The organism is Kribbella sp. NPDC000426 (assembly GCF_040300265.1).
Classification (GTDB): Bacteria; Actinomycetota; Actinomycetes; order Propionibacteriales; family Kribbellaceae; genus Kribbella.
Map to the genome: position 1 here is coordinate 179967 of NZ_JBEPDK010000009.1, position 21685 is coordinate 201651.

Consider the following 21685-nt stretch of genomic DNA (forward strand, 5'->3'; position numbering starts at 1 on the left):
CCGTCACACGCCGCTCGGGAGACCCAATGCTCACTGCAGCACGGGGGGCAACTCTGATCCTCCTGGGTGCACTGCTTGCGCAGGCACCCCTTACTGCCCAGGCTTATCAACCCCGCGAGCCCGAGTACTCCGGGCCGCCCAGCATCACCGCTTCCCCCACCGTTGAGCCGACGACGACAGCTACACCGGTGCCCACGCCGACGACGAGTCAGCCGGTGGACGAGCCGGCGGCGCGGTCGTGGAGCGAGGTGGTGAAGCAGGTGACGGAGACGTCGCCGGGTGATCTGCAGGTCCGGTCGGCAGACAAGTCCGAGCAGGCCGAGTCCATGCTCAGGTGCTTCAAGCTCGAGACCGAGAACTACTGCCTGGGCCTCGGCTTCGTCGACAAGGTGCCGACTGGCGCGCAGTTGCAGTCGATCGTGAGCCCGCCGGCCCTGCGCGCGGCGGACGAGGTCGGTGTCGAGCAGGACATCCCCACCGGTGACCTCACCCCGGCCGACTTCGTCGCCCAGCGCGCCGCGATGCCGAAGAGCACCCGCGTCACCGCCGAGCTCGACGAGATGCAAGCCGCCTGGAACGGCCGCGAGAAAGCCCGCGAGCTCCGCGAACTGGTCGCCGCCGGCACCCCACCGGTGAACCCGCAGGAGCCAACTGGCTCGCCTGCGGCGAGCGAGCAAGAGGCCGGACAAGACGTAGGCCGCGAAGCGGCGCCCACCACAGCTGGCACCGAGACGGCGGCTACGCCGCAGGCGGACGGCGCGGGGGCTGCGCCGACTCCGACGGGGTCGCCTACCGCGACGCCGACCGCGACCCCCACAGTGGCGCCGACAGGCGTGCCTACTCGGACTGTTCCTACGGTGGGGCCGTCCAAGCCGGTGCCGCCGACCACGCCGGCTGCTCCGGTGAAGGTGCCGGCTTCGGCGTACATCATGAAGGGGTTCCAGACCTCGCAGGAGAAGGGGTACTGGTGCGGGCCGGCGACGTTCCAGTCGATCGACTGGGCCGATGACAACCAGAAGGACACCCAGGCGTCCTGGGCCAAGGACCTCGGCTCGACCACCGGCGGTACGGCGATCTCCGCGATGGTCAAGCAGACCAACGTGAAGACCGCCTGGCCGAAGTCCGCGGGCACGTACATCGTGCAGAACGTCTCGGACTGGAACGCGCAGACGTTCTTCACCGTCCACCAGAAGCACCTGGGCGTCTACAAGGCCCCGGTGATCGAACACGTGCAGCTGCTCAAGCGGTACTTCCCGTACCTCGCCTTCAACCACAGCGGGCACTACCAGGTCGGCCGCGGCTACGACAAGGCGAACGGCACGATCGCGATCTTCGAGGTGTTCAACGAGCGCCGCTTCAACAGCCGCGGCAACGTCACCGACGGCCCGCGGAACATCCCGGCGAGCGCACTGTTCAACGCCACCCTGGCCAATTCCTTCCAGAACATCGGGCTGTGATGCATCGCCGTACGGTTGCCGCAGGCACCCTTCTCGTCCTGGCCGTGGCCGGCTGCTCGTCAACCACGCCGACCACGACACCCACACCGACGCCAACACCGACGACGCCGAAGCCGTCGGTCACCCCGACCCGGCCGACAGATAGCGGTACGGCGATCCCGGTCTGGGCGAACGTCCTGCGGCAACCGGTCGACGGCCAGCACCTCGTCACCCAGCAGCACAAGTACGTCGTCACCCGCGGCAGCGACGAGGCCGGTACGACGACCATCACCGACCGCACCAGCAGGAAGGCTGTCGTCCGCCACGTCCCCGCGATCGGTTTCGTTGCCCAGTCCCCCGTTGTCCTCGACAACCAATGGGCCCTGATCGAGGACATCCGCTCCGACGGCCCGGACCCGCAGATCAAGGTCGTCCGCTACGACCTCACGACCGGCAAGGCCACCGCGCCCGCCGGGCTCCCACCGGTCTCCGAACCCGAGATCGGCGCCTACAACGGCACGTTCGCGTACAGCTCCACCGACGCGAAGAACCGCTCCTGCCTGATCGTCGCCAACCTCGCCACACTCAAGTCGCGCGCCGTGACCTGCGTCGACGCCCCCGGGTACGTCGCCGATCCGGTCGTCTCGGCCGATACCGTCACGTTCAGCGAGATCATCGCCCCGGAGACCGCACGCCGCTGCAAGCGCATCCTCTCCGCTCCGCTGGCGGGCGGCTCCGCGAAACCGGTGCCCGCAGCAACCAACTGCATCCAGTGGAGTGGTGCGACGATCGCCGGTGCAACCGTCTGGTCCGAGGTGGCCGCCGCCGACCCCGATCAGTACCAGAGCAAGGCGTACGTCCGCGAGTCCGGCGACTCCCCCGCCCGCCCGCTCGGCACCGTCGTCACCGACACGATCCTTGCCTGCGGCAACTGGATCCTCTGGGAGGTCCGCACGGTCAGCCCAGCCGGCGAGGAGACCTACCAGATCAACCGCTGGCGTCCCGGTCTCGCCGCCCCGCAACGCATGTACGCCGCCAAACCCGGCGTCGCGCTCACCCCGATGACCTGTCAGGACAACACGGTGTACGTCGAAGCGGCGTACCTCGCGAGCACGCCGACGTACACCGAAACGATCTCGGCGCCTGTCTGACTGGCGGCTACCAGCGTGCGTGCCGGATCCGCACCTTGCCGAACCCGACCGCACCGGTGATGCGGATCCGCGGACCGGTCCCGGTGGAACCGCGCGGCGGCTTGTACTGCGAGTCCTTCCACGTGGTGTGCAGACCCTCGAGCTCGACGACCGCGTTGCGCGGCACCCGGATCTTCGCGCCGCCGGTGCCGAGCTTGAGCTCGATGTCGACCTCTTGGTGCTCGAAGATCGCCCGGGTCAGATCGAGCCGGACCCGGCCGAACGCGGAATGCACCTTGAGCCTCCGCGGCACCCGCCAGACGCCGACGCGGCTGATCCGCCCGGACGCCGCGCCGATGGTCGCGGAGCGGCCCGGGTCCGGCGCCGGCAGCGAGGCCAGCGCCCGCTCGAGATCCCGACGGGTCCGAGCGCTCAGCACCTGGTGCAGCCGGGCGTCCATCTCCTCGTGGGTGAGGATCCCGTCGGTGTAGGCCTCCTGCACGCGCCGCACAGCGGTGTCGCGATCCACGTCCCCGATGGCGGGCGAGCGGTCTCCAGGTACGGACGTCACCAATCCACTGTAGTACCGCTACACGGCCAGACCGCGGGCCCGGAGTTGCGTCCGGAGGTCGGCCGCACCGGTGAAGACTTCGGCGTCGAGACCGACGGCGCGAGCACCGTCGACGTTGTAGGCCGTGTCGTCGGTGTAGAACGTGCGCGCCGGCTCCAGGTCGAAGCGGTCGATGAGGATCCGGTAGATCTTCTCGTCGGGCTTCACGGTCTGCTCGACGCCCGAGACGACCTCCCCGTCGAACCGCGTCAGGATCGGGAACGCCTCCTTCGCGATCTCCCACTTCTCACCCGAGAAGTTCGTCAGCGCGTACGTCGGCAGGCCGAGCGCCTTGATCTCGGTGAGCACCGCGGCGGTGTCCTCGAACACGCCCTTGACCATCTTCAGCCAGCCGGTGTCGTACGCCTCGATCCACTCGGCGTGCTCCGGGTGCAGACTCCTCAGCTCCGCAACCGCCTCGGCCCACGGGCGGCCCTCGTCCTGCTTGTGGTTCCAGGCCGGTGTGGCCACGTTGGTGAGGAAGTGCGACCGCTGTTCCGCATCGGGAATCAGGTCGGCGTAGAGGTAGTTGGGGCTCCAGTCCAGCAACACCCCGCCGATGTCCAACACCACTGCGTCGATCGTCCGCTCTGTCATGTCCTCAACCCTACGAGACTCGGCGAGAACGGTGCGGCTGCTTTCACTGTGCGGAGCACGGGCACCGTCTCGATCGCGGTGATGTGCTCGATGGCGCCGACCCTGTCGGTCAGGTAGCTGTGCAGGGCGGCGGGGCTCGCACACAGTGCTTGCGTGACGAGGTTCGTCCGGCCGGTGGTCGCCGCGACGAAGCCGAGCTCGTCGTGCTCGGCCAGCGCCCGCCCGACCGCGTCGAGGTGCGCCGGCGGAACGGACAGCCACAGCATCGCGCTGGTCGTGAATCCGAGCGCGGTCGGATCGACGTCGACATCGAAGTAGATCGCGCCGGTCTGCTGCAGCTCGTCCAGCCGGCGCGCGACGGTCGCCGTCGACCAGCCCGTGCGTACGGCGAGATCCGCGTGCGTGGCGCGACCGTCCTCGCCGAGCGCGGTCAGCAACTTCGCGTCACCGGTGCCCAGCGGCTTGACCGGTCCCCGATCGGTCGGCGTCGAGAGGCAGGCTGCTTCCTGCGCAGGCGTCAGGCTCTTGGCGCGACCACGCCAAGCGGTCGGACCGCCGACGTACATGTGCAGCAGGTACTGCGCGGAGACCGACGTGATGCCGGTGGTCCGCGGGAGGTCGTTCAGGAGCAGCGCACTGCCGTCGGTCGGGGTGCTGTTGACGATCGACACGATCTCGGTCCCGCCCGCGGCGAACTTGATCCAGCTGGTATCGGGGCGCCGGGCCAGTGCCGCGGCCAGATCCTGAGCCACCTGCGGAGCCGCGGTGAGGCGGACCAGCCAGAGCGCCCGCCCAGCCGTCTGCGGATCCGGCAGGCCGATCACCCGCAGGCCGGCCTCGGCCCGCAGCCGGTTGAAGCGGCGCGCGACCGTCTGCGTCGAGACACCGAGAACCTCACCGATCCGGCTGTACGGCGCCCGCCCGTCGAGCTGCAGCGCGTGAATCAGAGCCCGATCAATCGCGTCTACCATGTGAAGATCATCGCTCGTCCCGCATCTGGATGGAAGATTTCTGAAGACTCCGCATGATTTATGGAAGGTTGATTGATCGGATCCGATCGTGATGGCATGACGAACAAGCGATGGATCGGGCTGATCGCCCTGCTCGTGGCCGAGGCCCGGTGATGGGGCTGGCTGCGATCTCCGGGCCGCTCCTCGGCGGGTTCATCACCGAGGTCAGCACGTGGCGGGCGGTCTTCCTCGTCAACGTGCCGCTCGGCCTCGGCGTACTCGCGCTCTCGCATCTGCTGCCCGAGTCGGCGGCTCCGCAGCGACCGCGCATCGACCTCCTCGGGACGGGACTGCTGACCGGCGGTACGGCGCTCGTTGTCTACCCGATCCTGCAGTCCCGCGACTGGTACCTGTTGATCGGCGGCGCTGTGCTGCTCGGTCTGTGTCTGCTGCGGGGCAACCTGATCGAGACGAGTCTGTTCGCGCATCGTGGATTCGCTCCGGCGCTTGCGACGTCCACGCTGTTCTTCGCGGTGATGAGCGGGCTCACGTTGGTCGTCGTACTGCATCAGCAACTCACGCTGCACCACGGCGTCATGCGCGCAAGCCTCGCGCTGCTGCCGTGGTCGGCCGCGAGCGGAATCGCGTCGCTCGTCGCTGGTCAGTGGCTGGTCGCCCGCTTCGGATCACGGCTGATGTACGCCGGTCTCGGCGTACTGCTGGTCGGCCTCGCGGCTGCGCCGTACGCGCTGCTGCCGGCGTTGGCGGTTGTGGGTGCCGGGGTGGGGTTGTTCACGACGGCGTTCTTCACCGAGGCGTTGCACCGGGTCGAGCCGCACGAGACCGGGTCCGCGGCGGGGCTGCTCAACGCCGTACAGCAGTTCGGCGGGACGCTCGGCGTGGCGGCGTTCGGCTCGGTCTTCCTGCATCACCCGACCTCGATCGATCGCGCTGTGTGGGTCGCGGTCGCGGTCGTCGTGGTGACGGTCGCGACCGCTCACCTCATGCGGTCGCCGCGTTTGTTGCAGCGCGGGCGTGGAGCGCCGGCGCCAGCGAGTACTGGCCGATGAAGATCACCACACCGAGTACGGCGCAGCCGAGCCAGGTGGCTGTCGGGCCGAGGTGCTCGAGGGCGTTCGTGCCGGCCAGCGGGCCAATCACCGTGCCGACGCCGAACGCCATCCCGGACAGACCCATGTAGCGGCCGCGCAGGTCGATCGGCGCGAGGTCGGCGAACACCGCGCCGATCACGGCGGCGAACCCGATCTCTCCGATCGTCCACACCACGACCGACACCGCGTAGCCCCACCAACTGTGGACGACGGCACCGACGCCGAAGCCGAGTCCGACGACCAGCATTGAGGCCGCGAGCAGTTTCGGCCGGTCGAGCTTGACGAACCACTTGCCGAGGAACGGCTGGACGAGCACGATCACGACACCGTTGAGCGCGATCACCAGACCGTACGTCCGGGACGAGAGGCCGTCGTCCGACATCGCCAGCGGCAGAGTCGAGTAGCCCTGCATGTAAATGGTCGCGTAGCCGATCTGGATCAGGATCATCAGCAGGAACACGGTGTCGCGTACGACGACCGGTAGCAGCGCCCGGCGGACCGAATCCTCCGCGGGGGCCGGACGGCTCTCCGGCACCATCGTCCAGATGACCAGGCCGGCGATCACCGAGGTGGCGGCGTTCACCCAGAACAGCAGGCCGTAGCCGAACGACGCGAGGACGCCCGCGCTGACGGTCGAGACCGAGAAGCCGAGGTTGATCGCCCAGAACAGCAGGCCGTACGCGCGGACCCGCTCGGTCGGCTGCAGCAGGTCCGCAACCGTCGCCTGGACAGCGGGGCGGAACAGGTCGCTGAGCAGGCCGACCAGGAACGCGGTCACCCAGATCAGCGCCATCGAACGGGCGGATCCGAGCAGGATCAGCGCGGCGCCGGTGCCGAAGAAGCAGATCAGCATGGTCACGCGGCGGCCGACCCGGTCGGCCAGCCAGCCGCCGACGAGCTGCGCACACACGGATCCGGCGCCGACCGCGGCGGCCACGGCTCCCGCCGTACCGGCCGAGAGGTGGCGGTCGTGGGTCAGGTACAGGACGAGGAACGGTTGCACGAAGCTGCCGAGCCGGTTGACCAGCTGGCACACCCAGAGCGCCCAGAACGCCCGCGGCAGGGCGGTCGGGGTCGGGGTGTCGATGGCTACTGCGCTCATGGGATCAACTCTCGGGGCCAGGCCGGCCGTTGTCGATGATTAGGGTGAGGACTAATCTTGGCCGGGTGATCACGATCAGGCTGAACGCCGGCGACGTCGGGCGGATCCGGTTCGCGCTGTCGCCGGTGTGGGAGACGATGACGAGTGTGCGGGCGTTGAGCAACAACACCGCGCAGAGCGTGCACGGCCCGTGGCTGCAGAAGGTCCGGCCGACGATCGCGGGCGCCGACCTGACGTTGCTCAGGGCCCTCATTCCGCCGTACGGCTATATCCCCGATTTCATGACCCCGGCGCCGCCGCGGCGGTCGACGAGCTTCGAGTCCGGGCTGGCCGCGATCGCCGCGACACCGCACGAGATCGTGGCCGACGAGCTCGGCAAGCTTCACCACGACACTCCGCACCCGCTGCTGCCGGAGCTGATCGCGGATCCGGCGAAGGCGCTCGAGGTGATCACGTCGGCGCTGGAGACGTACTGGCGCCGGGCGATCGAGCCGGAGTGGCGGCGGATGCGATCGCTGCTGCAGGAGGACCTCGCGTTCCGGCTGGACGAGCTGGCGAGCGGCGGGATCGAGCGCCTGTTCCGTAACCTGCACCCGTCGATCAGCTATCGCGGCGATCGCGTCGAGATCGACCGCCCGTACACCTGCGACGGCGAGCCGATGGCCGGCCAGGGCCTGCTCCTCGTCCCCTGCGTCTTCACCTGGCCCGCCGGGCTGGCGGTGACGGGCGCGCCGCACGTGCCGACGATCACCTATCCCCCACGCGGCCTCGGCCGCCTCTGGGAGGACCGCCAGGACACCACCGACTCACCCTTGGCAGACCTCGTCGGCCGCACCCGAGCCGCGATCGTCAGCCACCTCGACCTACCGATGTCCACCACCCACCTGGCCCACCAACTCGGCGTCTCCGCCCCCACCCTGAGCGTGCATCTGAGCATCCTCCGCAACGCCGGCGTAGTCACCTCCCACCGCGACGGCCGCACGGTCCTGTACCACCGCACCTCCCTCGGCCACCAACTCCTCGCCGCCTCAACCCAGCTCGCAACAACCGCGTAGCTACTCAACGACCCGTTCGAGCGTCGCCGCGTCCGCACGATCCTTCGCCGCGTCAGACGCATCCTCACGCGGGACGGCCTTGCCGGCCCGCAGTACGTCGAGCGGGATCACGCGCGCCGAAACCGCTCCGAACTCCCGGCGGACATCCCCGAACGGCTCCGTCGACCAGACGACCGGCTGATCGGGCAGCGGTACGACGACCTCGCCCGCGGGCCCGCTCTCCACGAAGGTGAACTCGACCAGCACCGCACCGAGCACGTACCGCGTCCCGATCACGTCATCAGGCATCGGCGTATGACGCCAGCCGGCCGCCTCGAGTGCGACCTTGATCCTCGCGAAGTCCCGTCGCCAGGCCGCTAGATCCACGTCGTCGTGGGGTCGGGTCTGCTGTCCGACCCAGAAGTCGACCGCCCATCCGCCGAACAGCCAATGGTCGACGCCGGCGTCGTCCAACGCCTGGCTGAGCGCGGCGATGGCCGCCAAATGGGCACGTGATTCGGCTTCCACCCCAGCAGGGTCTGCCACTGAACTCCGTCGGTCCACCCTTCAGGGTCAGCCGAAGGTGGGTGGGTCTACCTGGACTCGGACTGAGCCTGGGGACTTCTTGGTGGCTCTGGTGGACTGGGTCTCCTTGAGGGAGCGGACGAGGGTGGGGCCGTGTTGGCGCGGGGTGCGGACCACGGCTCGGACGGTTTCCTCGTCGAGATCTACGGGGCCTAGGGCCTCCAGGCCGGCTGATGGTGGGACCAGGTCGCGGAGGCGGGTGATGAGGTCGTTGACGGCCTCGGAGGGGCCGGTCAGCTCGGCCAGTTTGGCGGCGGGCGCTAGACGAGCGGTTCGGCGTTCCTCGATTTCACGGAGTGCGTAGCCTTCGGGGCTCCAGCGGACGATTGCCTGCAGTGGCAGGGCGGACGGGTCGCCGACGAGGATGACGGTGCCGCCGTCGCGGGCTGATCGGACCATGGCGGCCGCGTTGAACCAGCGGCGTACGGCTTCTTCGGGAGCTCGCAGGTCGGGACGGGCCAACATCAGCCAGGTGTCGAGCAGCACGGCGGCGGCGTACCCGCCCTCGGCGACCGGCTCGGCTCCGGGCGTGCTGACGATCAGCGCCGGCGCGCCCGATACGACGTCGAGCATGTTGTCGCCGCCCGACGTACGCACCACGACGCCGGGGAACGCCCGGCCCAACTCCTCCGCCGTACGTCGGGCGCCGATGATCGCCGCGCGCATCCGGGTGTCGCCGCACTCCGGGCACCGGTGGTCGACCGCCGGCCGCCCGCACACGCTGCAGCTCGCCGGCCCGGATCCGCCCGTCCGACGCAACGTCCCGCCGCACGTCGAGCATCGCGACGGCGCCCGGCACGTCTGGCACACCAGGCTCGGCAGATACCCGGCGCGCGGCACCTGCACCAGCACCGGCCCCGACCGCAGCCCGTCCCGCGCGATCTCGAACACCCGATGCGGCAACCGCGCCGCCCGCGCGCTCGGGTCACGGGCCAGCTCGATATCCGACTCGCCCGCGATGTGCACCGACGGCGCCGCCGCGCGGATCACCTTCCGGTCCGCGATCAGCTCGTGCGCGAACCCGGACTCGATCAACGCCGCCGCCTCCGCGGACCGCGCGAACCCACCGAGCAGCGCGGCGCAGTTCTGCCGGAACGCGCGCAGCAGCAGGACTTCACGCGCATGCGGGTACGGCGCGCGCGGCTCGGCGTACGACTCGTCGCCGTCGTCCCACAGCGCCACCAACCCGAGCTCGGCCACCGGGGCGAACGCCGCCGCCCGCGTGCCGATCACGACCCGAGCACACCCGTGCAGTGCGCCCAGGAACGCGCGGTACCGAGCCGTAGGCCCGAGGTCCGCCGACAACGTGACGAACCCGGACTCCCCCAGCACCGCCGTACACGCCGCGGCCAGCCGCTCCAGGTCGCGCGCGTCCGCCGCCAGCAGCAACGCACCACGCCCCGACGCCGCACACACTGCCGCGGCCTGCGCGAATGCCAACGCCCAATCAGCTCCCGGAACGGCGGTCCACACCGCCCGCGGCGCCTCCCCGCGCGCGATCGCGTCGAGGAACCCGGCAGGGTACGGCGACCACCCCGAGCGTGAGGTGGACACCGGAGGCCGCGGCGGCTGGTCGCAGCGCAGCGGCTCGGCTTCGACCTTCGCGTGCCGCGGCGGGACCGCCAGTCGCGTGACATCGGCGAGCACCCCGGCGTACCGATCGGCGACCGCGCGGCACAGATCGGCGATCTCCGGCGTCAGCACCCGCTCGGGCGAGACGACCTTGCGCAACCTCATCAGCTTGCCGTCGTGGTCGGACTCGGCGAGCCGCTCGAGCACGAACCCGTCCAGGTCCTTGCCGGCGAAACGCACCTTGACCCGGGCACCCGGCTGGGCCGCCCCGGCCATGTCGTCAGGGACCAGATAGTCGAACGGCCGGTCCAGATGCGGGAGCGAGACATCGACCGCGATCCGGGCCACCGGCAACGATTCGGTGATCGGCGCGGGCTCCTTGGTCCGCGACCTGCGCACGGTGTCGCGCAGCAGCGTCAGCTGCTCCGGCGAGTCCGCGTTCGATGTCACCGGGAAACTGTAGTCGGCCGCGACGACACTGCGTCGGAGGCCGACGGCCGTCCTGTGGACAAGCGGCGGCCCGGCTGCCGGGACCGGCAACCGGGCCGTGCGCGAACGCAGTACCTACTTGTTGACCGCGGCCTTCAGGGCCTCGACGCGGTCGGTGCGCTCCCAGGTGAAGTCCTCACCGGTCCGCCCGAAGTGACCGTTGCGGGCGGTCTGGGCGTAGATCGGCCGGAGCAGCTCCAGGTCGCGGATGATCGCGGCCGGCCGCAGGTCGAAGACCTCCCGGGCCGCGTCGGCGATCTTGCTCACCGGCACCTTCTCGGTCCCGAACGTGTCGACGTAGAAGCCGACCGGCGCGGCCTTGCCGATCGCGTACGCGACCTGGCACTCGACCCGGTCCGCGAGCCCGGCGGCGACGATGTTCTTCGCCACCCAGCGCATCGCGTACGCCGCCGACCGGTCCACCTTGGACGGGTCCTTGCCGGAGAACGCGCCACCTCCGTGCCGCGCCATCCCGCCGTAGGTGTCGATGATGATCTTCCGCCCGGTCAGCCCGGCATCGCCCATCGGGCCGCCGATCTCGAACCGGCCGGTCGGGTTCACCAGCAGCTTGTAGTCGGTCGAGTCGATGTCGAACTGCTCGAGCACCGGGTCGACGACGTGCTTCTTGATGTCCGGCGTCAGCATCGACTCCAGGTTGATGTCCGCCGCATGCTGGCTGGACACCACCACGGTGTCGATCCGGACCGCCTTGTCACCGTCGTACTCGACCGTGACCTGGGTCTTGCCGTCGGGCCGCAGGTACGCCAGCGTGCCGTTCTTGCGGACCTCGGACAGCCGCTCGGACAGCCGGTGCGCGATCGTGATCGGCAGCGGCATCAGCTCCGGCGTCTCGTTCGACGCGTAGCCGAACATCAGTCCCTGGTCGCCCGCCCCCTGCAGGTCCAGTGCGTCCTCGGACGCGTCCGAACGCGTCTCGTACGCCGTGTCGACACCCTGCGCGATGTCCGGCGACTGGCTGCCGATGGCGACCTGCACCCCACAGGACGCGCCGTCGAAGCCCTTCAAGGACGAGTCGTAGCCGATCTCCAGGATGCGCGACCGCACGATCCCGGGGATGTCGACGTACGCCGTCGTGGTGACCTCGCCCGCGACGACGACCAGACCCGTGGTGATCAGGGTCTCGACCGCCACGCGGCTCTTCGGGTCCTCGGCCAGCAACGCGTCGAGGATGGAGTCGCTGATCTGGTCAGCGATCTTGTCCGGGTGACCTTCGGTCACGGACTCGGACGTGAAAAGGCGCCTCGCCACAGTTCTCCCTCGGATTCCTCTCGTGCCGCACGGCCGTTCCCCACAGTCGCACGGTCCCCCCATGCACCGACGGTTGGCGATGCATCTTGGGCAGTATGCCAGCAGTTTCCACCGGAATCCCGGTAACGTTCCGAATTCATCCAACATACGGGATTGCTGATCATATTCTGGACTTCGACTCCGGTTTCAGGCGTGCGCGCCGACCGTCACATCGCCGAGTGTGAGCGACGGCGCACCGCCCAGGATCGCTCCCAGCCGCTCCACCTCGACGTCCAGGAGTTTGCGGCGGCGACGGTTCAGCGGGGTCAGCGCCTCGACGGTGACGTGCAGTGTCCGGCCCGACTTCTTCTGGTGCCAGACGCCCGCGACGATGCCGTCGACGAGCAGCAGCGGATAGTTGCCGGCCTGTCCGCGGGCGGTCGCCCGGTCGAACGCCTTGCCGGGGAAGAGCAGATCCCTCGGGTAGCTGCCGACGCCGTACGCATCGAAGTACGGCAGGAGCCGCACACCCTCGGCCCGGTCGTCTTCCGGGAACTCGCCGTCACACGGGGCATACCATACGGTATGGTCTGCCAGCGTCGCGTGCGGCAGGTCGTCGAAGTACGGCTTGATCCTGGTCGGCGTGGTGCTCAGCCAGCGGGCGAACTGCTGCGGGGTCGCCGGCCCGTAGGAGTACAGGTATCGGTGCAGCAGCTCGGTCAGCGCCTTGTCGGCCGGGAGCGGCTCGAACGGGCGGAGGCGATGCGGGTTCGCGTACGTCATCAGCCGGCCGCGCATCGGGCCGTGGCACAGTACGCCGGCGTTCGCCGCCACCGAGGTCACCTGCCGCCACCTCGCCCACGCCCCCTGGAAGGCCGGGATCGTCGGCTCCCGCGCCCAGTCCCCGGTCCGCCGTACGACTTCCTCGGTCAGCTCGTCGACGGTGAGATCGTCGTGCGCGAGCGCTTCCCCGATGGCGATGATCACCTGGTCGATCTCGTCCGCGGACATCCTGATCGGAGCCGGCTGACTGCCGACCGAGGGCAGAGCCGACAACGCCCCCGTCCACATCGGCAGATCCTCCAACGGCAGCAGATGCACGGTCCCCCGCGGCCCGAATGTCTTCACCAGCCCCTCGTCGCTCTGCACCGTCGCGCGATCGGCCCCGGCCACCCGGATCGCCACCGACGCCTCCCCCGCCGTCGCGATCTGGGCATGCGCGCCACACATCGCCCGTACGGCGTCGACCGGCGAACCGAACGGCTCCGCCAAGCCGTGCCGCCGCATCCGCCGCGCCACGACGGCCTCCCACGTGATCTCCATACCCGCGACCCTAGACACCGAAGAGGACAACTCTTGACCTCTATCCGCCGGCGGAGGCGCGCGCAGGAAATGGGAGCGCGGTTTGGGGGTGGGGTGCGGCAGGGTGAGGGGTATGACGACGACTCTCCGGACGGCGATCACCGATGCCGACTACGAAGCCTGGCGCGCGGTGCGGATCGCGGTTCTGCCGTACGAGCGCTGCCCCACCGTCGCCGAGATGCGCGAGCTCGATCGCCCCGGCCGGCTGACGCTGCTGGCGGAGATCGACGGCACGGTGGTCGGCAGCGGTCTGGCGGACCGTTCCGGAGACGGTCAACGGGCGTCGCTGATGCCGCGCGTGCATCCGGACCACCGCCGGCGCGGCGTGGGCACGGAAATCCTGCGGGCGCTCGCCGAGCACGGCCTTGCGCAGGGGTACGACATGGCGGGGACGAACGTCGACGACGAGGGCTCGCAGCTCTTCGCCGAGCGCTTCGGCTTCAAGGAGGCCAACCGCGAGGTCGAACAGGTGCGGCCGATCGGCGACGAGCCGTGGCCGGCCAAGCCGACCGAGTACGAGATCGTCTCGGTCGCCGAGCGCCCGGAGCTGTGGACGGCGGCCTATCACCAGGTCGCGGTGCCGACCATCCCGGACATGGATCACACGTCCGCGCTGCAGGTCTCGCTGTCCGACTGGGAGAAGGAGTGGATCGACGACCCGGCTGCCATGTTCGTCGCCGTCGCCGGCGACGAGGTCATCGGCGTGGCCGGCCTCAAGCTCGACTCCGATCGCCCCGAGCGCGCGGAGGTGGGCTACACCGCCGTACGCCGGGAGTGGCGCGGCAAGTCCGTCGCGTCGACGCTCAAACGCACCAGCATGGCCTGGGCCGCCGACCACGGGATCACCGAGATCTACACGTGGACCCAACGCGGCAACGAGTCGATGCGCCGCCTCAACGAGCACCTCGGCTTCACCTACGGCATCGTCAGCCTCACGATGCGGGCCCCGCTACCGCTACCGCCGAGCTAGGACCAGTGGGTGGCGACCAGGTTCCAGATCACGCCGGCCAGGGCGTCCTTGCTGCCTGACGGGACCGGCAGCGCGTTGCCGTCGCGGTCCAGGATGACTGCCTCGTTGACGTCGCTGCCGAAGACCTTGCCGCCGGACACGTCGTTGATGACGAGCAGGTCGCAGCCCTTGCGTTCCAGCTTCGCGCGCCCGAGCTCCAGCACGGTGTGGTCGGCGTCGCCGGTCTCCGCGGCGAAGCCGACGATCACCTGGCCGGCGCGGGCGCGGTCGTGCGCGATCGTCTGCAGGATGTCGGGGTTCTGCACCAGGCTGACCGCGGGCACGGCGCCGTCGGCGGTCTTCTTGATCTTGTGTTCGACGACGTCGGCGGGGCGGAAGTCGGCGACGGCCGCGGCCATCACGATCGCGTCCGCGTCGGCGGCCCGGCCGGTGATCTCGTCGTACAGATCGCGGGCCGAGACGACCGGGACGACCTGTACGCCGGCGGGGTCGGGCAGCTCGGAGTTCGCCGCGACCAGCGTGACCTTGGCGCCACGGGCGGCCGCGATCCGGGCGAGCGCATAGCCCTGCTTGCCGGACGACGAGTTGCCCAGGTACCGGACCGGGTCGAGGTGTTCGCGGGTGCCGCCGGCGCTGACCAACACGTGCTTCCCCGTGAGGTCGGCGACCGACTGCCCGGCGGCGCGGGCCGCCTCGTCGGCGAGCATCAGCTGGCTGATCGCGAAGATCTCCGACGGCTCCGGCAGCCGCCCGCGGCCCGTGTCGGCACCGGTCAGCCGGCCGACGGCCGGGTCGAGCACCGTGATGCCGCGAGAACGCAGTACAGCAACGTTCGCCTGGGTGGCCGGGTGTTCCCACATCTCGGTGTGCATCGCGGCCGCGAACAGGATCGGGCAGCGCGCGGTGAGCAGGGTGTTCGTGAGCAGGTCGTCGGCGAGCCCGTGGGCGGCCTTGGCGATCAGGTTCGCGGTCGCGGGCGCGACGACGACCAACTCGGCCGCCTTCCCGATCCGGACGTGCGGGACTTCCTCGACGTGGTCGAACGGGTCCGCCGTCACCGGCTTGCCGGACAGCGCCGCCCAGGTCGCCGCGCCGACGAACTCCAGCGCGGCCGCCGTCGGCACCACCCGCACACTGTGCCCGGACTCGGTCAGCCGCCGGAGCAGATCGCAGACCTTGTACGCCGCGATGCCGCCGCCGACGCCCAGCACGACGTTCGGCTTGTGCTTGGCAGGAACGACAGAGTCCCCCGGGACAGCTGCGGTCCCAGGGGTTGGCACTTCACCGGATCCGGACATCAGCTGACCCCGTTCCCGGTCGTCATTGCGAGTGGGTTACTCGGACTTCTCCGCGGCAGCGGCTTCCGCCTCGGCCTCGGGGTCGATGTCGGTGCAGGTCAGCACGCCCTCGTTGATCTCGCGCATCGCGATCGACAGCGGCTTCTCCTGGACGTGCGTCTCGACCAGCGGTCCGACGTACTCCAACAGGCCCTCGCCGAGCTGCGAGTAGTAGGCGTTGATCTGCCGCGCGCGCTTGGCCGAGTACAGCACCAGCTTGTACTTCGAGTCGGTGCGGGTGAGCAGGTCGTCGATCGGCGGCGAGGTGATGCCGATGGCGACGGGCTGGTTGCCAGACAAAGTCAGCTCTTTCCAGAGATGGAGGGTGATCGAATCAACTTTACCAACTGATCGGCAGCCTCCCGAACCGAGGCGTTCACGATCGTCACGTCGAACTCCTTCTCGGCCGCCAGTTCCAGTACGGCGGTCTCGAGCCGGCGCTCGCGCTCTTCCTGGGTCTCCGTGCCCCGGCCGACCAGGCGGCGTACCAGCTCGTCCCAGGTCGGCGGCGCCAGGAACACGAACTGTGCCTCCGGCATCGTCTCGCGGACCTGACGGGCGCCCTGCAGGTCGATCTCCAACAGCGCCGGCCGGCCCGCGGCGAGCTTGTCGAGAACCGGCTGCTTCGGAGTCCCGTAGCGGGCCGCCTTGTGCACGACCGCCCACTCGAGCAGCTCACCGTCCGCGACCATCCGGTCGAACTCCGCGTCCGAGACGAACAGGTAGTGCACGCCGTGCACCTCGTTCGGCCGCGGCTTGCGGGTGGTCGCCGAGACCGAGATCCAGACGTCGGGGTACCGCTCGCGGATCTCCGCCGCGACCGTCCCCTTCCCCACCGCCGTAGGCCCGGCCAGCACGGTCAGCCGCGCCGGGCCGGGATCGACGGCCGTCGGCTCGTTCGCAACATTGTCAGGGTGCGTGGTCATCGTCACACCAGTGTCCAACGAGCCGGGACGGATTTCGGTCCGGCTCACACCGATTCCACTCAGCATCACCCAGCGTCACTCGGCGAATTCGCGCTCGAGCGCCGCGATCTGGTTGGAGCCGAGGCCGCGGACCCGCCGCGTCTCCGAGATTCCGGCCCGCTCCATGATCTGCTGGGCCCGGACCTTGCCGACGCCGGGGATGCACTGCAGCAGCTGGCTCACCCGCATCTTGCCGATGACCTCGTTGGTCTGGCCCTCGTGGAGCACCTCCGTCGGAGACGCTCCCGAGTGCCGGATCCGGTTCTTGATCTCGGCTCGTTCACGCCGCGCCGCCGCGGCCTTGTCCAGAGCAGCCGCACGCTGCTCCGGGGTCAAAGAAGGAAGTGGCACCGTTTCACCTGTCCCGTTGTATGGCTTCGCAAGGGAACCTAACACGGCTCCAGCCCGCGATCAGGACGCGGTGAGCAGAGTCGTGGGACAGGCGGCGGATTGGAACGATCAGTTGATCAGTTCAGGGCCGGGAGGTCGACCTTGCAGCTGTCCTTCGCCTGGCTGCTGATGTTCTTGTACGCCGTCATCACGGCGCCGGTCTGCTTGCTCAGCTTGGCGAGCTCGACCCGGTCCGAACCGGCCGCCTTGGCCTTCTCGGCGAACGTCACGACGACCCCCCAGTCGTCCTTCACGTCCTTCGGCGCGGACTCCTGGAGTTTCTTCGCCTCGTCCAGGATCTTCACGTAGTCGACCGGCTTCTGCGGGTCGACGTCGACGGCCTTCGCGGCGTACTTGGCCAGATCGACGCAGTACGCCTGCTCATCGGTGCAGGCGGTCAGCACACCCGCAGTGGCAGTCAGTGTCGCAACGATGGCGAGAACACATTTCACGGCTTCATCCTCGGGGGTCGGGAGGTCGTGTTCCACCGACGCTACCGGGAGTGACCAAATCATCCGAAATGAATACGTTCCGCTGTCTGTTGGTGCCGCCGTGGCGCCGGCGGGACGGCGATGCGACGCCGCCCTGCCGGCACCGCGGGCGTCAGTTGGCGTTGCCTGCGCCCGGGAGGTCGATCTTGCAGGTGTCCTTGGCCTGCTTGGTGATCGCCTGCATGGCGGGCGTGATCTTGTCGCCGTCGCTCTTGGCGAGCTCCAGCAGCTTGTTCGTGTCGCCCTTGGCGTCCTGCGCCTTCTCGGCGTAGTCGATGACGGTCTTCCAGTCGTCCTTCAGGTCGTCCGGCGCCGACTTCGACACCTTCTTGGCCTGGTCCAGCATCTTGCCGACCTCGTCGGCGTTCTTGATGTCGAGGTTCTTCGACGAGTCGACGTAGCCCTTCAGGTCACCGCAGTAGTCGCCGCCGGAGCATGCCGTCAGGACACCGGCACTCATCGTCACTACGGCCGCGAGGGCTGCCAGCTTCCGCATTCTGTTCCTTAACAGGTCGCGCGGGAAGACTGTGGCTCCCCGTCCGCCGACACCTTTCCGAACGCCGGGGTCATCGCGAGCTCCGGCGCGCCGTGAACAAGATCGCACGGCTCGACTGGAACCGGGCTGTGATGTGCCGCGTCGTCGCGCCCGCCGAACGAGATCGCGACCGCGTTCGCCGCGACGATCACCAGGATCGCCGCCCAGTCGACGATCGCGAGCTGCTGGTGCAGAACCACCAGACCGACCATTGCCGCGAGCACCGGGTTCACGCTCATGAAGACGCCGAAGAACTGCGCCGGAACCCGCCGCAACGTCAGCAAATCAACGAGAAACGGCACTGCGGACGACAGTACGCCGGCCACCAGCGCGTACGACGCGGCAGCAAGCGTCGCCGGATGATGCAACAGGACCACCACACCCACAGGGATGTAGGCGAGACCGGACAAGGCGGCCGCGGCGGCCGAACCCGTTGCGCCCGGCAACTCTCGACCGACCTTGCGGTTGAGCAGGATGTAGAACGCCCAGCCCGTCGCGGCCAGCAGGCCAAGGCCGATACCCAGGTAGTCGGTGGTCGCCTGGGGTCGCGCCAGCAACACCACAGCGGGCGCGGCGACGAGCGCACACACCAGGTCGAGTACGCGCCGTGAACCCAGCAATGCAACAGCGAGCGGACCAAGGAACTCCAGCGTGACGGCCAGGCCCAGTCCGACCCGGTCGATCGCCGTGTAGAGGGACGGGTTCATGACCGCGAAGACCATGGCCAGCCCGATCACCGGACGCCACTGGCGGGCCGTGATGGATCGCAGCCGGGGACGACCGACCGCGAGCAGGACGATCGCAGCGACCCACTGCCGGATCGCCACCACACCCGCCGGACCGATCACCGGGAACGCGAGCGCCGCCACCGACGCACCGACCTGCGTCGACAGCCCGCTCCCGAGCATCATCGCCACTCCGACCAACCGTTGTCGCCTCACAAGCACGAGCGTCCGCCCGCCAAGCGCGGTCGCAAAATGCACCCCGCCGCCGATCTATACGCTGGAGTCATGGATCTCGAACTGCGGCACCTGCGCTGCCTGGTCGCGATCGTCGACAACGGGACGTTCACCGACGCGGCGATCGAGCTCGGGATCTCCCAGGCGGCCGTGTCACGCAGCCTGCTGGCCCTCGAGCAGCGGCTCGGCGTACGGCTGCTGCATCGGACCAGCCGGTCGATCACGCCGACGACCGCGGGTGTCCAGGTGCTCGCCCGCGCCCGGCAGATCCTGGCCGAGATCGACGTACTGGTGGCTGAGGCGACCAGCGGGCATACCCGGTTGCGCGTCGGGCATGCGTGGTCGGCGTTCGGCCGGCATACGACGGAGTTCCAGCGTCGCTGGGCCGGCGCACACCCCGAGATCGAGCTGCAGTTGATCCGCACGAACACGGCCACCGGCGGCCTCACCGAGGGCCTGTGCGATCTCGCCGTCGTCCGGACCCACCTCGACTTCAGCCGGTTCGGCCACGTGCTGCTGACCCAGGAGCCGCGGTACTGCGTCCTGCCCGCCGACGACGCGTTGGCGCGCAAACGATCGCTCACGCTCGCGCAGATCGCCGACCGGACGATCGTGATCGACCGCCGGACCGGGAGCACCACGGTCGCGCTCTGGCCGGAGGACGCGCGACCGCGAATCGAGCTCACCCACGACGTCGACGACTGGCTCGCCGCCATCGCCTCCGGCCGCAGCGTCGGCGTGACGCCCCAGGCGACGACCACGCAGTACCGGCGGGACGGTGTGGTCTACAAACCGCTCCGGGACGCGCCGCCGGTCGACGTCCACCTGATCTGGCACCGGGAGGACCCGCATCCGGCCACCCAGGCAGCCGTCGACCTGCTCACGACGCTCTATCAGGAGTCCAGCAGCTCGATCAGCTGACGGCGGTCCGGCGCCTTCCAGAACATGTCGCGGACCTGCTCGATACCGCCGACGGGCCAGCGCTCGAAGATCCGCAGTACTTCGGGATCCTGGATCCGGGCGGCGAGCGCGCCGATGAAGTCTCCCCAGACGACCCGGAACGGGCGGCCGCACATCCGTTCCACGCCGAGCTCGACCGGCTCGGTCACAGCGAGCCGGTTGTGCAGCTCGGCGACCCCGCGATAGGCCGCCATCAAGGCCTCCTCCCGGCCCTGCCAGGTGTCGGCGCGCAGGACCTCACGCAGCAGTGGCGTCAATGCAGGACCACACGACAGCCGGCCGAACGCCGTACCGAACCATTTCCGGTACGGCGCGTATGTGCGCTCGATCAGGAAGCACAGCTGCATCAGATCGTGGACGAGCTGTGCTCCGATCAGCGCCGACCCCAGCTCGTCGCCGACATACCCGGACCGGCCGACCAGGTTCATCTCCGGGTGGACCCGCCACCAGGCGGTGATCATCAGATAGCGCCAGACATCGTCCGGGTAGTACGCCAGCCGATCACGGACGGCCCCAAGCCCGAGGTCGTCGTGGAATACGCCGCCCGCCGTGTGCTGGCGGAGGATCGACTCGGGAAATGTCAGCCAATTCTGCGGCGAGAGCTCGGCGTCGATGTCGAACGCCAACTGGTCGCGGAAATACTTGTGCAGCGTGTGCACCTCGACCCACGTCGGCCGGCCCTCGAACGTCGCCGGCACCTCCGGCCGCACTTCGACACCGTGATCGACGAACAGCAGCACGCGCGCTTCGCAGTTGTGGTCGGTCGACATCTCGTCGTCGAAGCCGAGCACCTCCGACCCGCGCCCCAGCAGCGCGGCGCTGTGCGGCACGTCCAACTGCGGCCGGACGATCTTCTGATAGAACCGCTCGCAAATCCCCAGACCAGACATGCGAAGGAAGATCGCATAGCACCGACCGGAAATTCAAGATAAACCAGCAAATCCCGCGAAAATAACTCGCGGGATTTGCTGATGCTTATTCTAGCAGCGTTTAGTGCATTCCGTCAGTAGCCCAGCACGGTCCGGTAGGCGTCGTTCGCCCGGTCGGCCGCGGCCTGCAACCCGTTCGGGCCGGCGCCGAGGATCTCGCGCGAGCTCGACGGTACGACGTTGCGGACAGCCGTACCGAAGACCTTCGTCAGCCCTTCGGCCGTGCCGCCCTGGGCGCCGAGGCCCGGGGCGAGCAGCGGGCCGTTGATGTCGAGGTTCTCGTCGGTCGAACTGATGGTCGCGCCAACGACTGCCCCGAACGAGCCGAGGCCGTCGGAGTCCGCGTTCAACTCGCGCAGACCGTCGAGGACCGCGCCCGCGACTGTCGGGCCGTCGGCGGTGCGGGCGGTCTGGAACTGCGGGCCTTCCGGGTTCGACGTCAGGGCCAGGACGAACAGGCCGGCGCCGGACTCGCGCGCCACGTCGATGGCCGGCTGCAGCGAGCCGAACCCGAGGTACGGGCTGACCGTCAGCGCATCGCACGCCAGCGGACCCTTCTCGGCCAGGTACGCCGCCGCGTAGCCGCCCATCGTGCTGCCGATGTCACCGCGCTTCGCGTCGATGATCACCAGCGCACCGGCGTCCCGCAGCCGGATCGTGGCCTGTTCGAGGACGGCGATGCCGGCCGACCCGAACCGCTCGAAGAACGCGGACTGCGGCTTGAACACCGCGACCCGGTCGGCGAGCGCCTCGACGACGCCGTACGTGAACGAGGCCAGGCCTTCGGCCGTGTCCGGCAGGCCCCAGGTGTCAAGCAGGTGCTGGTGCGGGTCGATGCCGACGCAGAGTGGCCCGCGGGCGTCCATGGCCGCGCGCAGACGCGCGCCGAACGGCTTGTTACGCATGTCGCTCCCCACAAATT

Annotated in this window: 23 protein-coding genes; 6 read left to right on the forward strand and 17 right to left on the reverse strand. The window is 69.3% G+C overall.

Annotated features, from left to right (window positions below; genetic code table 11):
- Positions 1 to 26 precede the first annotated feature (26 nt).
- Both ABT313_RS37895 and ABT313_RS37900 read left to right on the forward strand, forming a co-directional pair.
- The gene (locus ABT313_RS37895) at positions 27 to 1457 is read left to right on the forward strand and encodes a C39 family peptidase (RefSeq protein ID WP_350864286.1); all 1431 of its coding nucleotides are present in this window, start codon (positions 27 to 29) and stop codon (positions 1455 to 1457) included.
- Positions 1457 to 2587 (forward strand): hypothetical protein, encoded by a 1131-nt coding sequence (locus ABT313_RS37900; RefSeq protein WP_350864957.1) that lies wholly within the window; start codon positions 1457 to 1459, stop codon positions 2585 to 2587. Before ABT313_RS37895 ends, ABT313_RS37900 begins: the two co-directional genes overlap by 1 nt.
- 7 nt (positions 2588 to 2594) lie before the next feature.
- Here the strand turns inward: ABT313_RS37900 and ABT313_RS37905 are convergent, their stop codons facing one another.
- Genes ABT313_RS37905 through ABT313_RS37915 form a run of 3 tightly spaced genes read right to left on the reverse strand, consistent with a single transcriptional unit; the run spans position 2595 to position 4744 of the window.
- Entirely contained in the window at positions 2595 to 3137 is a 543-nt protein-coding gene (locus tag ABT313_RS37905) for a DUF1707 SHOCT-like domain-containing protein (RefSeq protein ID WP_350864289.1), read from the reverse strand.
- Positions 3138 to 3155: 18 nt separating this feature from the next.
- Positions 3156 to 3773, reverse strand: coding sequence for an HAD family hydrolase (locus tag ABT313_RS37910; RefSeq protein WP_350864292.1), 618 nt, complete (start codon positions 3771 to 3773; stop codon positions 3156 to 3158).
- Entirely contained in the window at positions 3770 to 4744 is a 975-nt protein-coding gene (locus tag ABT313_RS37915; RefSeq protein ID WP_350864295.1) for an Lrp/AsnC family transcriptional regulator, read from the reverse strand. Before ABT313_RS37915 ends, ABT313_RS37910 begins: the two co-directional genes overlap by 4 nt.
- Positions 4745 to 4896: 152 nt before the next feature.
- On the opposite strand from ABT313_RS37915, the gene ABT313_RS37920 reads away from it, so the two are divergent.
- Positions 4897 to 5793 (forward strand): MFS transporter, encoded by an 897-nt coding sequence (locus ABT313_RS37920; RefSeq protein ID WP_350864297.1) that lies wholly within the window; start codon positions 4897 to 4899, stop codon positions 5791 to 5793.
- On the opposite strand, the gene ABT313_RS37925 is transcribed toward ABT313_RS37920, so the two are convergent.
- Positions 5726 to 6937, reverse strand: coding sequence for an MDR family MFS transporter (locus tag ABT313_RS37925; RefSeq protein WP_350864301.1), 1212 nt, complete (start codon positions 6935 to 6937; stop codon positions 5726 to 5728). The two genes, ABT313_RS37920 and ABT313_RS37925, sit on opposite strands and share 68 nt — an antisense overlap.
- Before the next feature lie 65 nt (positions 6938 to 7002).
- On the opposite strand from ABT313_RS37925, the gene ABT313_RS37930 reads away from it, so the two are divergent.
- On the forward strand, positions 7003 to 7992 hold the full coding sequence (locus tag ABT313_RS37930; protein WP_350864303.1) for an ArsR/SmtB family transcription factor: 990 nt from the start codon (positions 7003 to 7005) through the stop codon (positions 7990 to 7992).
- Here the strand turns inward: ABT313_RS37930 and ABT313_RS37935 are convergent, their stop codons facing one another.
- The 4 genes from ABT313_RS37935 to ABT313_RS37950 form a co-directional block, all read right to left on the reverse strand.
- Entirely contained in the window at positions 7993 to 8499 is a 507-nt protein-coding gene (locus ABT313_RS37935) for a nucleotidyltransferase domain-containing protein (RefSeq protein ID WP_350864306.1), read from the reverse strand.
- A 45-nt stretch (positions 8500 to 8544) separates the two neighbouring features.
- Positions 8545 to 10578 (reverse strand): primosomal protein N', encoded by a 2034-nt coding sequence (locus tag ABT313_RS37940; protein ID WP_350864308.1) that lies wholly within the window; start codon positions 10576 to 10578, stop codon positions 8545 to 8547.
- Positions 10579 to 10692: 114 nt separating this feature from the next.
- Positions 10693 to 11886 (reverse strand): methionine adenosyltransferase, encoded by a 1194-nt coding sequence (gene metK / locus ABT313_RS37945; RefSeq protein ID WP_350864310.1) that lies wholly within the window; start codon positions 11884 to 11886, stop codon positions 10693 to 10695.
- Positions 11887 to 12072: 186 nt separating this feature from the next.
- The gene (locus ABT313_RS37950; protein ID WP_350864312.1) at positions 12073 to 13188 is read right to left on the reverse strand and encodes a winged helix DNA-binding domain-containing protein; all 1116 of its coding nucleotides are present in this window, start codon (positions 13186 to 13188) and stop codon (positions 12073 to 12075) included.
- A 112-nt stretch (positions 13189 to 13300) separates the two neighbouring features.
- Between ABT313_RS37950 and ABT313_RS37955 the strand changes: the two genes are divergently transcribed.
- The gene (locus ABT313_RS37955) at positions 13301 to 14197 is read left to right on the forward strand and encodes a GNAT family N-acetyltransferase (RefSeq protein ID WP_350864315.1); all 897 of its coding nucleotides are present in this window, start codon (positions 13301 to 13303) and stop codon (positions 14195 to 14197) included.
- Here ABT313_RS37955 and coaBC read toward each other — a convergent pair.
- The 7 genes from coaBC to ABT313_RS37990 all read right to left on the reverse strand — a co-directional run bounded on the left by coaBC (position 14194) and on the right by ABT313_RS37990 (position 18856).
- Entirely contained in the window at positions 14194 to 15477 is a 1284-nt protein-coding gene (gene coaBC / locus ABT313_RS37960; RefSeq protein WP_350864317.1) for a bifunctional phosphopantothenoylcysteine decarboxylase/phosphopantothenate--cysteine ligase CoaBC, read from the reverse strand. The two genes, ABT313_RS37955 and coaBC, sit on opposite strands and share 4 nt — an antisense overlap.
- A 54-nt stretch (positions 15478 to 15531) precedes the next feature.
- Entirely contained in the window at positions 15532 to 15834 is a 303-nt protein-coding gene (rpoZ, locus tag ABT313_RS37965; RefSeq protein ID WP_130388473.1) for a DNA-directed RNA polymerase subunit omega, read from the reverse strand.
- A gap of 2 nt (positions 15835 to 15836) precedes the next feature.
- A complete protein-coding gene (gmk, locus tag ABT313_RS37970) occupies positions 15837 to 16460 on the reverse strand; it encodes a guanylate kinase (RefSeq protein ID WP_350864321.1) in 624 nt (207 codons plus the stop codon).
- A 75-nt stretch (positions 16461 to 16535) separates the two neighbouring features.
- Positions 16536 to 16850, reverse strand: coding sequence for an integration host factor, actinobacterial type (gene mihF / locus ABT313_RS37975; protein WP_130449575.1), 315 nt, complete (start codon positions 16848 to 16850; stop codon positions 16536 to 16538).
- Between the two features lie 116 nt (positions 16851 to 16966).
- Positions 16967 to 17341, reverse strand: a complete 375-nt coding sequence (locus ABT313_RS37980; RefSeq protein WP_350864325.1) for a hypothetical protein — start codon at positions 17339 to 17341, stop codon at positions 16967 to 16969.
- 151 nt (positions 17342 to 17492) lie between these two features.
- Positions 17493 to 17876 carry a hypothetical protein gene (locus tag ABT313_RS37985; RefSeq protein WP_350864328.1) on the reverse strand — a complete coding sequence of 128 codons (384 nt, stop codon included), beginning with the start codon at positions 17874 to 17876 and terminating at the stop codon, positions 17493 to 17495.
- 8 nt (positions 17877 to 17884) lie between these two features.
- A complete protein-coding gene (locus ABT313_RS37990) occupies positions 17885 to 18856 on the reverse strand; it encodes an EamA family transporter (RefSeq protein WP_350864330.1) in 972 nt (323 codons plus the stop codon).
- Positions 18857 to 18925: 69 nt separating this feature from the next.
- Between ABT313_RS37990 and ABT313_RS37995 the strand changes: the two genes are divergently transcribed.
- Positions 18926 to 19795: a LysR family transcriptional regulator gene (locus ABT313_RS37995; RefSeq protein WP_350864333.1), complete on the forward strand. Its 870-nt coding sequence runs from the start codon at positions 18926 to 18928 to the stop codon at positions 19793 to 19795.
- On the opposite strand, the gene ABT313_RS38000 is transcribed toward ABT313_RS37995, so the two are convergent.
- Both ABT313_RS38000 and pyrF read right to left on the reverse strand, forming a co-directional pair.
- Positions 19768 to 20724 carry a DUF4037 domain-containing protein gene (locus ABT313_RS38000; protein ID WP_350864336.1) on the reverse strand — a complete coding sequence of 319 codons (957 nt, stop codon included), beginning with the start codon at positions 20722 to 20724 and terminating at the stop codon, positions 19768 to 19770. The two genes, ABT313_RS37995 and ABT313_RS38000, sit on opposite strands and share 28 nt — an antisense overlap.
- A gap of 113 nt (positions 20725 to 20837) precedes the next feature.
- Positions 20838 to 21668, reverse strand: coding sequence for an orotidine-5'-phosphate decarboxylase (gene pyrF / locus ABT313_RS38005; protein ID WP_350864959.1), 831 nt, complete (start codon positions 21666 to 21668; stop codon positions 20838 to 20840).
- Positions 21669 to 21685 lie beyond the last annotated feature (17 nt).